General features: G+C 36.6%; 12 protein-coding genes. 5 read left to right on the forward strand and 7 right to left on the reverse strand.

The window, feature by feature from the left end; genetic code table 11:
* Positions 1-409: 409 nt before the first annotated feature.
* Positions 410-1,234 (forward strand): tetratricopeptide repeat protein, encoded by an 825-nt coding sequence (locus tag BC008_RS40625; protein ID WP_027846933.1) that lies wholly within the window; start codon positions 410-412, stop codon positions 1,232-1,234.
* A gap of 472 nt (positions 1,235-1,706) precedes the next feature.
* Here BC008_RS40625 and BC008_RS40630 read toward each other — a convergent pair whose 3' ends face one another.
* Positions 1,707-2,474: an HAD-IIB family hydrolase gene (locus tag BC008_RS40630; protein ID WP_153009745.1), complete on the reverse strand. Its 768-nt coding sequence runs from the start codon at positions 2,472-2,474 to the stop codon at positions 1,707-1,709.
* A 150-nt stretch (positions 2,475-2,624) separates the two neighbouring features.
* On the opposite strand from BC008_RS40630, the gene BC008_RS40635 reads away from it, so the two are divergent.
* The gene (locus BC008_RS40635) at positions 2,625-3,452 is read left to right on the forward strand and encodes a hypothetical protein (protein WP_027845035.1); all 828 of its coding nucleotides are present in this window, start codon (positions 2,625-2,627) and stop codon (positions 3,450-3,452) included.
* Positions 3,453-3,658: 206 nt separating this feature from the next.
* Here the strand turns inward: BC008_RS40635 and BC008_RS40640 are convergent, their stop codons facing one another.
* The 6 genes from BC008_RS40640 to BC008_RS40665 form a co-directional block, all read right to left on the reverse strand.
* Positions 3,659-4,366, reverse strand: coding sequence for a DevA family ABC transporter ATP-binding protein (locus BC008_RS40640; protein WP_027845036.1), 708 nt, complete (start codon positions 4,364-4,366; stop codon positions 3,659-3,661).
* Between the two features lie 454 nt (positions 4,367-4,820).
* Positions 4,821-5,978: an ABC transporter permease DevC gene (gene devC / locus BC008_RS40645; RefSeq protein WP_027845037.1), complete on the reverse strand. Its 1,158-nt coding sequence runs from the start codon at positions 5,976-5,978 to the stop codon at positions 4,821-4,823.
* A gap of 101 nt (positions 5,979-6,079) precedes the next feature.
* Positions 6,080-7,504: an HlyD family efflux transporter periplasmic adaptor subunit gene (locus BC008_RS40650; RefSeq protein ID WP_027845038.1), complete on the reverse strand. Its 1,425-nt coding sequence runs from the start codon at positions 7,502-7,504 to the stop codon at positions 6,080-6,082.
* A gap of 828 nt (positions 7,505-8,332) precedes the next feature.
* On the reverse strand, positions 8,333-9,211 hold the full coding sequence (locus BC008_RS40655; protein ID WP_027845039.1) for a hypothetical protein: 879 nt from the start codon (positions 9,209-9,211) through the stop codon (positions 8,333-8,335).
* A 267-nt stretch (positions 9,212-9,478) separates the two neighbouring features.
* Positions 9,479-10,216 (reverse strand): phycocyanobilin:ferredoxin oxidoreductase, encoded by a 738-nt coding sequence (locus tag BC008_RS40660; RefSeq protein ID WP_027845040.1) that lies wholly within the window; start codon positions 10,214-10,216, stop codon positions 9,479-9,481.
* A 369-nt stretch (positions 10,217-10,585) separates the two neighbouring features.
* Positions 10,586-11,260, reverse strand: coding sequence for an ABC transporter ATP-binding protein (locus BC008_RS40665; RefSeq protein ID WP_058184616.1), 675 nt, complete (start codon positions 11,258-11,260; stop codon positions 10,586-10,588).
* A 623-nt stretch (positions 11,261-11,883) separates the two neighbouring features.
* Between BC008_RS40665 and BC008_RS40670 the strand changes: the two genes are divergently transcribed.
* The 3 genes from BC008_RS40670 (at position 11,884) to BC008_RS40680 (ending at position 13,990) form a co-directional block, all read left to right on the forward strand.
* Positions 11,884-12,843, forward strand: a complete 960-nt coding sequence (locus BC008_RS40670; RefSeq protein WP_058184618.1) for a Sll0314/Alr1548 family TPR repeat-containing protein — start codon at positions 11,884-11,886, stop codon at positions 12,841-12,843.
* Between the two features lie 189 nt (positions 12,844-13,032).
* A complete protein-coding gene (locus BC008_RS40675) occupies positions 13,033-13,488 on the forward strand; it encodes a DUF3531 family protein (protein WP_027845042.1) in 456 nt (151 codons plus the stop codon).
* A gap of 73 nt (positions 13,489-13,561) precedes the next feature.
* Positions 13,562-13,990, forward strand: a complete 429-nt coding sequence (locus tag BC008_RS40680; RefSeq protein WP_027845043.1) for an NUDIX hydrolase — start codon at positions 13,562-13,564, stop codon at positions 13,988-13,990.
* The last annotated feature ends 409 nt before the right edge of the window (positions 13,991-14,399 follow it).

Genomic DNA, 14,399 nt, shown 5'->3' on the forward strand with positions numbered 1-14,399 from the left:
AATATATTTGCAGTTAAATATTAAAAATCAATATTACGAATAATCGATCAAAAGTTTTGTAAAAATTATACGAAATGCTGCATAAAAGTAGCGATATTAGCCTTAAACAAAGATAGAAGTTAAGGTAGGCGATTGCTGCTGTTGAGCATTGTTTGTATTCAGCAGGTTCTGCAATCATCTCAGGTTCAGGAAATTGCTGAAATAGCATTTCTCCAACCCAAGTCAAGCAAATAAACATAAAGTCCTCAGGATTCCTAGCGATCAAAACTTTAGCCTAGTTTGCAAAGGGAAAATTGGATTTTTGTTTATGAGCTTTATAAACATAAAGCTGCTAGTTTGGTGAATCTGCTTTATTTCTGTATTTGCAACCAGTTAATACAACTAACTATAGGTCAGGGAGAATAAATATATGCTTTTAGGTTTAAATAACTCAAACAATCAAACTAAAAAATACCAAACAAAAACATATCAAACAAGAAATAACACCAGATGGACTTCTTTGTTCGCCACAGCAATTATAGCAACTGGTTTTTTGGCAAGCATTCCTGGGAAGGCTCAAGGACAAATCCAGATTAAGCCCCAAATAAAGCCCGAGATTTTACCCAATGTTCAGCGTCAGATTCAGCGCCAGCGGTCGCCAGAACAGTTAGCAGAGGTAGACAAGGCAAAACAGCTGAACCAACAAGTTATTCAATTGTACAATCAACGTAAATACAACAGTGCTATTCCCTTAGCAGAGAATGTAGTGGGAATACTTGAGAAAGCACTAGGGAAGAAAACTACTCCAGTAGCCAATAGCTTGAATAATTTGGCAAAACTGTATCACATTATCGGAAATTTTCAGAAAGCGGAGCCCCTATACAAACAAGCGTTGGATATTTACCAGAGTACCCTGGGTAAAAACGATCCTATAGTTGGTACCACCCTTTATAATTTGGCGCAACTGTATCAGAGTATGGGGAATGGTCAGAAAGCACAACCTCTGTTTAAGCTTTCAGAATCAATCTTGCAAAATGTTGTGGGACAACAAGGAGCCCAACAAGCAGTATCAGAAGTTGAAGGAATTCTGAAAATAGTTCCAGGATCTGAACTTATATTACCCTCGGATTCTGGTAATTCAGGCAACTCAAGCAATCCAAGTAGTTCAGGTAATCCAAGTAATTCAGCGAATCCTGGTAATTCTGGTAATTCTGGTAACTTAGATAATTCAGGCGGGTTACAACCAATCGAGTAACTATAGCGGTTTCCATTTGAATCAAATACATTTTTATATTGCCATTCTGTAGAGACGTTGCATGCAACGTCTGTCATGCACTCTACTAAAAACCGCTACATTTCACATGAAAACCGTTATATTTTAGACATGTAGAAAGATTACAGAGCATGTAGTATTACCTTCTGTAATCTCTCTAAAAACCAATTGTATTGACCCAAGTTACTATTTGCAGGCAAAACTTTTAGATCCTCCTAAATCCTCTTTTTAAGGCAATACAGTTCAGAATCGGCTAAATCTCAAGATTGAAGTAGGTTGGGTTGACGGAGCTTAGCAAAGCGTGTCCGTAGGACATAACCCAACAATAATCAGCTTTTGTTGGGTTCGCTGTCGCTTAACCCAACCTACGAACATGCTTAACTGAACCGTATTGCTTTTTAAGGGGGACTTTGAAGTAATTTTCCTCCTTATTACGTCAGTGACTTAAGGAAAATCAATTTTGCGAAACCTTCAACAATAGTTCTGCTAGCTCACAGAAACCTTCACCTTCATAAGCTGAGGTTACATAAGCGGGTTGATATTTCAATTCTTTTGAATACTCTAATACATTTGCTACACCAACAGACACGGGAAAAACAGCCTGATTGAATAAACTTTCATCATTCGGACTATCACCCACCGTAACAACTTGTTCTATCTGATATTCAGGAAAGTATTGTTTGAGTACTTGTAATAATGCTTTAGCTTTTTCTTGACCTAGAGGTTTGATATGACACTGAACAGCACTGTAGGTAAATCCCCAACCCATATCCTGACAAAGATTATCCAAAGTTGTTAATTCTTTTGTGGTTAAATCTGGACCATAAAAAGCCCAGTCAGTCAATCGGAAGCGATTGTCGCTAGACTCTTTTATGCGGGGAAATCGGGTTTGTAATTTGCTAAAAGCTGCAGCTAAAGCTTGACGATGCTCGTTATAATCACTGATTGTATTTAATTGGATTATATCTTCACTATCGCCAGGATAAAATAAACCTCCATTTTCTGCAACAGCACCAACTATAGGTAAATAACTCACCAATGCATGTACAAAACCAGCACTACGTCCCGTTAAAATTAGAACTTTGATACCTTGAACAGCTAAATTTTCCAATGCTTGTAGTAAAGCCGTTGTAAATTTTCCTTCTCTAGTTAAAGTTCCATCAACGTCCGTTGCGACAAGGGAAATTTTCTCAAAACACTCATGGTTAGATGAAAGTAACATGTTCACTGATAACTGTTCACTGATAACTGTTAGCGAAGCGTGCGCGACAGCGCATTAACTGTTCACTGTAAACTGATTTAACAAAATAAATATATAGTAGCTGATTTGGGCATCCTAAGAAGCAGGATTGCAGTTATTTATTTACCAATCATGCCAACATCTACATATTTAGCCCAAACTCTGAAATCTAGTAATAGTAAGCCTTCAAGCAAAATCACACAGGCAATTTTAACTAATAATCATAACCAACAAGGTCCACCATTTTTTGTGGTGACTTCTGCAGGGCTAGCTGTATTGGTAATTATTTTAATTATTTACGGTAAAATTCACATGAATAAACTTCAGAAACAGCTGAAGTTTGAAAAATTCCGAAGTAAAGAAATAGAAAAAAAGTTTAAACTAGCTCTTGAAACCATCCGCAAAATGGAAACTAATCCCGATTTAATTAACTCTCGGGATTTCAATTTGGATTATTTACGAATGCGGATGTCAGAAGAAGTATTTAATTTTGCGATTCTTAATCAAATTAAAATTAAAGTTAAAGATCAAATTTCTCAAGCATTACGTCCGAGCCAAGCCCAGCAAGGAATTGTCGGAATTGCTAGCACAACTGGACGACCTGTAGATCAAACTTTTGATGTTGAATATGAAACTGGATTCAAAACTGAAAAACGGGTACTATTTCGCATTCAAATTCGGTTAATGAAATTACCAACTCAAACAACTTCGGCAACAATCAGTCAGATTATTGCTTGCATTGAAAAATATCTTAGTCCCATTGAAGATGATGATACTTGGCAGCCTACTATTCAAGGGCGAATTGCTCATATGCACTGGGATCAAAAAGCAAAACCCACGCCTTTACTAGTTTTACAACAGTCCAATGAAGGTGTTAACGTTAGTTTTCGTACGAGTCGTTCTGGTGGAACGGTTCCTCAAAATCAAAATAATGGTAAAAAATCGGGAGTTACCTGGTAAAATAATTTTCCCTGCATCTACTAACTAATATTAATTTGCTAGTTGATGACTTTAACTAGTTAATAAGTTTACCAGCTGGTGATTTAGGCTCAATATTTAGTATTAAAATCATAAATTTAGAATTCACTACCTTAAACATTGTTGTTTGAAAATTTTTGAAATTATAGTCAATCAAATGATATTAAATGTGCATTAATTAATTTGCATTAATTATTGACAGCAACATTGTGATTGTCACCTAATAAAATACCATCTTCCATTTCCACAATTCGATCAGCTATATCTAAAATTCGATTATCGTGGGTTACCAGCAAAATCGAAGTTCCCTGTTCCTTTGCAAGACGTTGCATTAATTCCACTACATCCCGTCCCGACTGTTTATCCAAAGCTGCTGTTGGTTCATCAGCTAACACCATTGGTGGGTTATTAACCAGAGCGCGTGCGATCGCAATCCTTTGTTTTTGTCCACCAGAAAGATTTTCAGGATAATAATTAATGTAATTACCTAAACCAACTGCTTGCAGCATGGTAATAGATCTATTTACAGCATGGTATTGAGAAACAGACTGCTTTATTTCCACCGCCATTTGAACATTTTGTCTAGCAGTTAAAAAACCCAATAGGTTGTGGGCTTGAAAAATATAACCGATTTTTTGGCGAAGACTAACTAGCTTTTTCTGACTTGCTCGATATAATTCTTCTTCTAGAAAAGTGAGACTACCTTCTTGTACGGAACGCAAACCACCAATTAAACTTAATAAAGTTGTTTTTCCAGACCCAGAAGGTCCAGTCATAATGACAATTTCACCGGGGTAAATTTCTAAATTAATATCATGTAAAATCTGTCTTTTTAAAGCTCCCTTACCATAGTAGTGATTGAGATTTTTTATAGTTACTACTGGTTGTCTTTCCATAATACCTGAAAGAATATAAAAGTCAGAGATTAATACTTACGATTGACCCAAATCAAAGTATGAATATTATTGTTTGATATCTTCAAATACTTTACTGTTTGGATTTAACATTTTGCCTAAATATCAGTTTATGGCTGACGCCACGCCCTTACGGGCTAGAGTTTATGGCTTGCGCCACGCCCTTACGGGCTACAGTTAATGCGCAATACTTACAGTTACCGCGCACGCTTTACTAACAGTTTATGGCTAACGCCAAGCCCTTACGGGCTAGAGACATCTGTTATCAGGTATTAAGTAGATTTATATAAGACCAATCAACCTTGTGCATGTTTTACGCAAGGCAGTATTATTAATAATCACAGTATTATTCACCGATAACTTTTCACTGTTAACTATTAACTGTAGCCCGTAAGGGCGTGGCGTCAGCCATAAACTGTTAACTGATAACTGTCAATTAAAAAATATCTGCCGGGTCAGCATAACGTAACTTACGTACTGCAATTACACCAGAAGTAAAGCACATTAAAATAGTTATTACTAGTACTCCAAAAGCACGAGATAAGGTCATAAAGATAGGTAATAAAGTCGCTGCTCTTGCTTGTTGATATAGAAATAAAGCCGAAGCAATTCCGGGCAAATAACCTATTAAAGCCAAAATCAGCGCCTCTTGAAGAATTACAGTTAATAGATATTTTTGCGTATAACCTATTGCCTTTAAAGTTGCATATTCTGCTAAATGGTCTGCGACTTCAGTATAAAGAATCTGGTAAACAATGACAGTTCCAACAATGAATCCCATCACAGTCCCTAAGGAAAAAATAAATCCAATTGCTGTATTAGTTGCCCAATAATTTCGTTCAAAATCAATAAATTCTTGCTTTGTAAATACTCTGATATCATCCTTTAGATAACCTTTTAAAGTACGTGCGACAAAATTAGAATCTACACCAGGTTTTAATTTAATTAAACCAATTTGAATTAATCCCCGTTGTCGAGAATTGAATATTCGCAAAAAATTTACATCGCTAGTAATAAGATTTCCATCAGCACCAAAAGAAGCACCTAAAGTAAATAAACCAGCAACCCTAACCAATCTTCTTCTAACTTCAGCTTTAACAGTTTTTCCCTTCTCAAATTCTCGAGCAATTGGACCATATTCCTGTCTGGAAGTTTTATCGAATAAAACAACATCAGGCTGTTTCAGATTATTCAAATTAGTTTGATTAATACCCGTCAAATTTAAAATTTTAGATTCGGGATTAAATCCAATCACTAATAAGTTACGTGGAACCCCATTAACAGGATTTTTCCAGCTGGTGTAGTCTAGATATATTGGATGTACCGATTGAACCTGCTGTAGGTCTAAGGCTTTATATAACCGTCTTTGAGAAAAGCTCTTCATTGCTAATAAAGCAGTAGATTGACGGCTAACTAAAACAATATCTCCCTGCAAGCTTTGGTGAAAACGAACATTGCTGTAATACAGTGAATCTCGAAAACCCAACTGCATAAACATCAAAATATCTGCAAAAGCAATTCCTGCTAATGCGATCGCCAAACGAGTTTTTTCTCGCGTTAACTGTAACCAAGCGAGGGGTATTTTTTTGAGCATTGGGAATGATGAATAAGGAGTAAAAAGTAATGAGTAAGAAGTAATGAGTAAGAAGTAATGAGGGATTACCAATTACCAATTACCAATTACCAATTACCAAATCAAATAAATATTTCGACAACAACTTTGGAATTGGTTAAACCAGCGACTTTCTTACTGTCATTTTCAGACAAAGCAATTTTCACTTCTACAACTCTTGCATCAACATCTGCAGCAGGATCTGTACTCAAAACGTCTCTTTTACCTACTTTTCTTCCTATTTCCGTAACTCTTCCCTGTAGCTGTCCATTGAAAGAGCCATTATCACTGCTGATACTTACTTTTTGACCGACACGAACTTTATTAATGCTATCTTCCGGTACTTCCGCAACTGCAGTCATTTGGTCAGTTTTCCCAACCTCAGCGATACTTTCCGTACCGATACTTTCTCCAGGTCTGGTATTGATTTGCAAAACCTCTCCAGATATTGGCGTTTTAATATAACTCAATTTCACACCTGCTTCCGCTCTTCTCATTGCTGCGATCGCATTATTTACCTGTGCTTGAGCAACTTGGATATCAACGGGACTAACATCTCGAATTCGATTGAGTTTGGCGTTTTCTTCATTAATTTGGTTTTGCAAGCTTGCTATTGTCTTTGCACGAATAGCCTTGGCTTCTGCTAATTGCTCTCGTATTATTGCAACAGTTTTTGCTTGATTTGCTCTAGCTTGGGCTAATTGTTGTCGCAAACTAGCGATGATTTGAGTGCGATTTGCTCGAGTTTCTGCTAATTGTTGAGTTGCTGTAACTGCAGTTAAACGAGTACGTTCAAAGTCTTGTCGGGAAATAGCTCCTTCCCGATATAAATTTTGATATCGTCTCAGTTCGACTTGGGCGTTACGTTGCTCTGCTAAGATGCGCGCAACGCTAGCTGTCAAAGCGTTACGTTGTCCTTCTAGCTCTACCGCAAGTCTCTCTACTGTTGCTTGTTGAACTAATCTTTCCCCTTGTAATTCCACTTGCAGCCGAGTCACAGTTGCTTGCTGGGCGTTTCTTTCCGCACCTAATTGGGCTCTTAACCTATTTACAACTGCAATTTGAGCTTCAATGTCTCTGGGGGAAACAGTTCTAATACTTGCTAAATTAGCACGGCTTTCTTGCAATTTTGCCCTAGCTTCTGACAATACTGCTTGATTTGTCGAAAGGTTATCTAAAATTGCGATGGTTTCGCCTTTTTCTATGCTTTGTCCTTCTCGAACTAAAACTCGATCTACTCTAGAAACGGCTTCTAATCCGGAGGAAGGAGCAGATAATTTAATTACTTTCCCCGTAGGTTCCAAGCGCCCAATTGCATTAACACTAATTGTAGCTGGTGCAGTGGGAGTTACCGATACGCCGGTCATTGTTCTGAGTTGTTCAACTTTAGCCGTAGCAAGTATTCCTGCAGCGACAACTATGGGTAAAGTTAAAGCAATGACCCACCACAACTTGGATTTTCCTAGAGATTCCTCATTCTGTCTTGGACTTTCACCCAACCTTGACATGGTTATTATCTATGAGTCTGATATGTGTTGATGAAAGCAAAAAAGTTAATTGGAGCCAGCAAAATGATTTAGTATGAGTTACAAATTTACTGCTTCAATATCAATTATTTAGTTAAATGAAAATCACATTCATCTAGCTAGATATTTGATGAGTAAATCAAATACATACATAAATAATTTATTACTGATTTATATTTTAATTTGAATGTATTTTTTTCAGATTTCAATGTCATATTGATTAACTAATATCTAAAATTCATCTACGTTTATTGACATTAAAATTACATCATCCAAATTAAAATATTAAGCCAGATTACCAACTTAAATTATCAACACTCTCTCACAACCAAAAATCTAATATTGAGTTGGTTTAATCTAGTCAATTAAACAATAGATTAAAGTATAGACAGCTTCAATATCCAATTCGGTTAGCCGCGAACAAAATTTTAAATATTTACAGGTTTAGACTTACGAAGCAAGATTAATCCGAACGGCATATATTTAAATATAAAACTACTACTCGGAATTCAGAGCAGTAGTTAAAATATTTAGCTATTTCACTTCTAGGATTTAGTTTCTAGAAAAATTTTACTATTTTATATCCACAGTGGATTAGTTGTTTGTAGCAAAAAGTTTTGCGATTTTATTCAAGAAAAAGTGAAATTAAAACTGAGTGCAGATTAAATTTTTAAATACAATATTCAATTTTCAGAAAATTAGATTACAGGAACATTGTACTGCACTAGTTTTTCGACTTAGGATATAAATTTTAAATGTATTTTAAAGCAAATTTTTGTTGTGAACAATTTTCTAAATCAGTAATATTCCCTAACGGACTGTAATACTCTTGGAATTAACTAATTTAGGGTATGCGATCTTAACCTCTTGATCTCGAGCCGCAGCTTGAACAACAGACTGTACTACATCTCGACGAACTGAGTTGTATTTTTTAGTAAACCAATAACGGAATGCCCCATGTGTGGCATCACCAATAACTTTAGCAGAATAACCACCTATTCTAGAAACACGATCAAAGTAAACATCTTGCAGTTTAATATTAGCTCCTGTTGAACGCGTTCTCCAGCTTAGATTACGACCGTTTCTTGAAAAAGAGACTTCTATATTTACAGTAGTTTTTATTCTTGCACGACCACTTACACGAGTACTTCCAAGTTTTACTCCGTGATTATAAGCCCTAACATCTGTTTTATTTCTTAATAAGCCAGAAATTATCGCCTGAAATCGTAATTTATTTCCAGAAAAATAAAAGTTTCGTAAATTAACATTCAAATTATCCTCAAAACGAACCCAACCCTTTGACCATAGACCATGATTTACTTTTTTATAAGTAGCTCTCGTTTGTGGTTCCCAATAACATACTTTTCCTCGAAAGACTTTTTTGCATTTTTTGACTTTAATTACTTTAGCTCCGCTGCGAACGCTAATTTGATTGCCCCAGTTTTGATTAAAATTAACTTGCTCTGAATCTAATTTTCTTTCTACATAACGCTCGATTGCTCCACTGAGAGCACCTTCTATAATTTGCTCTGGTCTGACACGAGCAACTAAAGATTGATTTGGAATAGTTTCGATATTTTTTGGAAGTACTTTAGCTTCGACTGGGTTTTTTATGGCTATTTGAGATAATACTGCAGTAGTTGCAACCAAACTGAGTGCGGATAATTTTTTAATAATTGGTGCAGACATATTTTCTCCGTAAATACTAGATTAAATTTGGCGTTATAGCCCTCTACGGAGAGTTTTAATTTCTATGCACCTAAAGTAGAAATTTATAGATAAAATGCTTAACTGCTATTTGTGAATAGCAAAGAATTAAGTAAGTTATGTTAAATTGATATTTTTTTATTTAATAAGATATTTTTTGTTTAGTAAAATCCGCTTAACCCCATCTAATTTAAACATTTGAGATGGGGAATGCGCGGTAAATTCTATGCTAACCCTCTTCCCCAACAATTATTTTGGTAGGTCAAATAAAACCGTACTCATATAATGTTCAGCCCAACTAGAACCGAAAGCTTTTTCTAAAACACGTCTGGTTTTATCATTTTTTTGCTGCTTAGCGCAGTAATTACGCTGTCCGCTCAGAATTTGAATCATTTTTTCCGGTGGTACGGGGTCGGAATTCACAGCTTGATGACAGTGAATTTCCAAAAACGACTTAACACGGGAAAGAAACATTGTTTCTTCTTCCCCAGAAGCAGGACGGACAAAAACACAATAATCCGAAAAAATATCTCCCCATTCTGGTAAAGCACGTGGCTGAGAAAATTCAACGACAGGTAACATTGAAAGTTCTTTAGAATAGGATGGTGTTAAACTATGTCCTGAATTTACCGGAGATAGGTCTACTACAGCAGCACTAATTTGACCTCTACCACCAATTAAGTCGCAGCCAAACATTGGTAATTCGTATTCCGGGCGGGGAAACATTACACAATGTAAAATATCAAGCATATTGCCAACCCTAGCCAGTTCCATGTGCATTTTTCGAAACTGGGGTGCTTGATAGCATTTGTTCTCAATTTTCAGCTTTTCACCTTCCAATTTACCTTCGACATAACCCAATTCAGCCGGTAAATGGTAAGGAGAAATATCCAGATACTGATGCCAAACAGCTTCGATAGTATCAGCTAATTGACGAATCAAGGGATGTTGTTGTTCGCGCAGGGAGGAAGTAGAAGTACTCGACATATCCAATTTCAATCCCCAAGCGGGATTAGTTTAGTATAAGGTCGCAGCCTACTATGAGGCTAAAGAAAAAGTGTGAAAGGACGTTATCTTTGTTAGATACACAAGAAAACGACAACAAGGGAGCGTTAGAGAGATTATCATCTATCATAAATCCCAGAACGCACTAATTTTTTCAATTTTTCATTTAACCTTCTTAAACCGAACATCGAACGGTTTATATGCAACTGCTTTTTAACCCCTATGATTGAAATTTAGGGGTTATTTACAGCTAATTAATTGGTAATTCTCAACTAATTAGTAATTTTCAACTAACTGGTAATTCTTGATTCATTAATAATTCTTAATGAAGTACTGTTAATGATTTATTGTTTATGTCACGGGTTGAGGTGTTGTGACTCTATTCTGTAACGCCTGAGGATCTACTGCTGTTAACTCACCTTGCTTTAAAGTCCAGGAAAAATCAGCGATATGTAATAAATCGCCAGCATCGTGGGTTACAACCAATAATGTCCAATGTTTTTTGAGTTTACCCAGTAAGCTTACCAATTGTCGGCGCATGGACCAATCTAAACCAGCAGTTGGTTCATCTAATAATAATAAATGTGGCTGACGAATTAGTTGCACAGCCAAAGCCAAGCGTCGTTGTTGACCTCCACTCAACGCATGGGGAGAAGATGATAGTGATAAATGTCCCAACCCCACCTGATTTAATGTTAGTTTAACCCGCTCCAACCCCAACTCCGGATGTCCCAACCGCAATTCTTCTAAAACTGTTTTTCCACAAAAATGACGTTCGGGAAACTGGAATACTAAGCCAGCCAATTGCTGTAGTTGTTCTGTACTGAGTTCTTGCTCTCGCCAAAATGAAGAACCTGATGTGGGTTCAGCTAACCCAGAAAGAATTTCTAACAAAGTACTTTTACCAGAACCACTCGGTCCAATAATTAAACCCAATTTTTGAGGTGGTAAATCCAGGTTAATAGATTTTAAGATTGGTGTCGGAGAAGCAGCGGGATGATAAACTAATTTTCTAAGATGGAGCATTTGTTAAGATTACCAAAAGTTAGGGATTTACTTATAACTACACTACGGAAAACTCTCGAATCCCGAAAAATTTCATAGCCCATTACCTAAACTAGCACTCTCCATCTAGTAACGGGAAATATTTACTGGGAAACATCCTAATATTTTCTCAAATTAGTTATTGTTTTCCCTACTACCAAGAATTTTTAATTATGCAGATAAATTTACTTAATTAGAAATTATTGATTTTGAATAGGGAACAGGGAACAGAGAACGGCGAACAGACAGGAAAGAATAAAAAAGTTCTAACACAAAAATTTAGTACAGGTCGGTGGAAATAAAACAACCATTTACAAAGCCTAACAGCTAGATAATAAAATACTCTTGCTGTGCTAACGCCCCACTAGAGGCTAACGCCGACGCCCTTCGATTAATGACTTCCGCGCTGCGCTGCGCTACTAGTTCTATACTTTGGGGTTCCCAAATCGAGCGATAATTTGGGAACCCCAAATCGAGCGATAAGAGTCAGACTTAAGAGAAAGTAAAAAATCGCCAACATTCGGGAGAATATTTTTTATCGTCCAGTAATTTGTCATTCAGTAATATATAAGACTTTAGGAACATTAATTATCCTGCTGTCAAAAATGAACAAGAAAAAATTATTTCCACAAGTATTATTTCCACAAGTATTTTTTTCACAAATACTATCATCTGTGAAACCTATTACTTGCTCCAAAATCGCAATTACAGCCGTAATCGCCAGTAACATTTGGATTAATCCGGCTTTAGGTGCAGACCCATTTCGTACCCAAAAGCCACGTAATATCGGCAATCAAACAGAAGCTGCATTTAACGCTATTTTCCAAAAAGGGAATTATAAACAAGCCCAAAAGTACGTCAAAGAAGCAATTCGCGACGAACCTGATGAGCCCCTGGGATACGCAATCAAAGCATCCTTAGCATACACTTCCAATGATGTTCCCACACTAGCAAACTACAGCAAGAAAACCCTGCAAACAGCCAAAAGTTTGATTGCTAAAGACCCCTTACGCGGTAACATATATGCTGCTGTCGGTCATTTTTTGGAAGGCTCGGTCATCTTACTGCAAGATGGTACAGTGAAAGGCGCGCCTCAAGCATTGAGAAGATTGCGCCAAGTTTATGGACATTTAGAACGAGCCGAATCAATATCTCCCCGCGACCCAGAATTGAATTTACTTAAGGGATATATGGATTTGATGTTGGCTGTAAATTTGCCATTTTCCGATCCGGAACAAGCAATTCAGCGTTTGCGACAGAATGCTGGTCCCCAGTATTTAGTGGATCGGGGAATCGCCATTGCTTATCGGGATTTGAAAAAATATGATCGCGCATTGGGATATGTAGACCGTGCTTTAAAAGCCACATCAGAAAATCCAGAGTTGTATTATCTGAAAGCTCAAATTTTACGGGAGCAAGGTCAGCGTAAAAAGAATCAGGAAATGATGCAAGAAGCAGTAAAGTTCTTCGACCAAGCTTTGGAGAAGAAAAATCAGCTTCCAGAGCGCATGGTCAAACAAATTGCTCGGGAACGTCGCAGAACAGCGGAAAGACTTGCAAGATGAATTTAAAATTTAATTAAAAACTTAAAAGTTGAAAACTTAGTGGGTTGGTTGACGGTTGATCGGTTAAACGGTTCTCAGACTAATCAAAAAACAAGATATTTTAGTCCATTAGTTGTGGTTTAATGTCTTACACTAATAACCGTTAACTGTTAACTGTCAACTCTTAGCGATCAGGCATAGTAAAAATTAATGCAAGTATATTTCCGCGAAGTTAACCCCTTTGATATCTGGATTTGGATCAAGTTCAGTACTGTTCCATCTCGACGCGAAACAGAATTTGTTGAGGAACTGTTTAATTCTTGGTTTTATCTCGGTAAGTTGGGCGGTTTTAACGCTGAAAATCTCCAGGTACAAGATACGGGATTAGAAATTAGCTACATGAACTATGACCAAGATGGTTATGATAGGAGCCTACTGGCGCTGATGCATAATATGGGGGAATTTGAATATCAAGGAGTTTGGGGACGTTGCTGGTTCGATTTGGGAACTTCCGATGCGATCGCCATTGATGTTCTAGTTAACGCTCTTACCCAACTAGGAAATGAATACGTCACCATTGAAGAAGTATACATTGGCGGTGAAAATTCAGATTGGCCGGTTGAAGATAGCAATACCCGTCCTTCGTTTATCTACGACAATAATTAATTTCTACAGTAATTAATTATTTACAGTTGTTGTCGACACAAATAACTACTAATACTCATAATTAGCAATAATAATGCATAAAAGTGGTGAAATTCGCGTTCTCGCCTTAGGGTTAATTCGAGATGGCGATCGCATTTTCCTTTCTGAAGGCTACGATCCTGTAAAAGAAGCAACTTTTTACCGGGCTATGGGTGGTGGTGTAGAGTTTGGAGAAACTAGTTTGGAAGCCCTAGGAAGAGAGTTTCAAGAGGAAATTCAAGCGGAATTAAAAAATGTTCGCTATTTGGGTTGTTTAGAAAATATTTTTACTTTTAATGGTAAATCCGGTCACGAAATCGTTCAACTTTACGGATGTGATTTTGTTGACAATAAATTTTATCAACAGGAAAAAATTCTATTTAATGAAGGGAAGCGGGCAAAAACAGCTTTGTGGGTAGATATTAATCGTTTCAAGTCGGGAGAATTAAAATTAGTTCCAGAGCAATTTTTTGATTATTTATAGGGTGTTCGAATTGGTAATGGGTAATTGGTAATTGGTAATTGGTAATTGGTAATGGGTAATGGGTAATTGGTAATGGGTAATTGGTAATGGGTAATTGGTAATTGGTAATTGGCAACTATTCTTATTTATCCATTATTATTTTTTACACTTCAGTCATGGGAAACTGAATTTTATACTCTTCTATCTACTTTGAAATTCAGTTTTCAAAATATATTTATATTTCGCACTTTTGAGATAAATATAACCTTTTGATTGTTTTGCAATTGCCCTTTGTCAAAATAAGGAGATAGTGCACCAATACCATACTCATGATGAGAGTAAGAGCATTAGCACTTCACTTTACACAAACTATTTTTGGATGCCGTCGTTGAATAAGAATAGAAAATACTGGCAATATTAATTAACATTT

Origin of the sequence: Mastigocoleus testarum BC008, from assembly GCF_001456025.1 — a bacterium.
GTDB classification, from domain to species: domain Bacteria; phylum Cyanobacteriota; class Cyanobacteriia; order Cyanobacteriales; family Nostocaceae; genus Mastigocoleus; species Mastigocoleus testarum.

Excerpts from the sequence above, each read along its gene's own strand:
- BC008_RS40625 (WP_027846933.1), top strand. The coding sequence starts at position 410 with ATGCTTTTAGGTTTAAATAACTCAAACAATCAAACTAAAAAATACCAA.
- BC008_RS40680 (WP_027845043.1), top strand. The coding sequence starts at position 13,562 with ATGCATAAAAGTGGTGAAATTCGCGTTCTCGCCTTAGGGTTAATTCGA.
- BC008_RS40650 (WP_027845038.1), bottom strand. The coding sequence starts at position 7,504 with ATGTCAAGGTTGGGTGAAAGTCCAAGACAGAATGAGGAATCTCTAGGA.
- BC008_RS40635 (WP_027845035.1), top strand. The coding sequence starts at position 2,625 with ATGCCAACATCTACATATTTAGCCCAAACTCTGAAATCTAGTAATAGT.
- BC008_RS40655 (WP_027845039.1), bottom strand. The coding sequence starts at position 9,211 with ATGTCTGCACCAATTATTAAAAAATTATCCGCACTCAGTTTGGTTGCA.
- BC008_RS40665 (WP_058184616.1), bottom strand. The coding sequence starts at position 11,260 with ATGCTCCATCTTAGAAAATTAGTTTATCATCCCGCTGCTTCTCCGACA.
- BC008_RS40640 (WP_027845036.1), bottom strand. The coding sequence starts at position 4,366 with ATGGAAAGACAACCAGTAGTAACTATAAAAAATCTCAATCACTACTAT.
- devC (WP_027845037.1), bottom strand. The coding sequence starts at position 5,978 with ATGCTCAAAAAAATACCCCTCGCTTGGTTACAGTTAACGCGAGAAAAA.
- BC008_RS40675 (WP_027845042.1), top strand. The coding sequence starts at position 13,033 with ATGCAAGTATATTTCCGCGAAGTTAACCCCTTTGATATCTGGATTTGG.
- BC008_RS40670 (WP_058184618.1), top strand. The coding sequence starts at position 11,884 with ATGAACAAGAAAAAATTATTTCCACAAGTATTATTTCCACAAGTATTT.
- BC008_RS40630 (WP_153009745.1), bottom strand. The coding sequence starts at position 2,474 with ATGTTACTTTCATCTAACCATGAGTGTTTTGAGAAAATTTCCCTTGTC.
- BC008_RS40660 (WP_027845040.1), bottom strand. The coding sequence starts at position 10,216 with ATGTCGAGTACTTCTACTTCCTCCCTGCGCGAACAACAACATCCCTTG.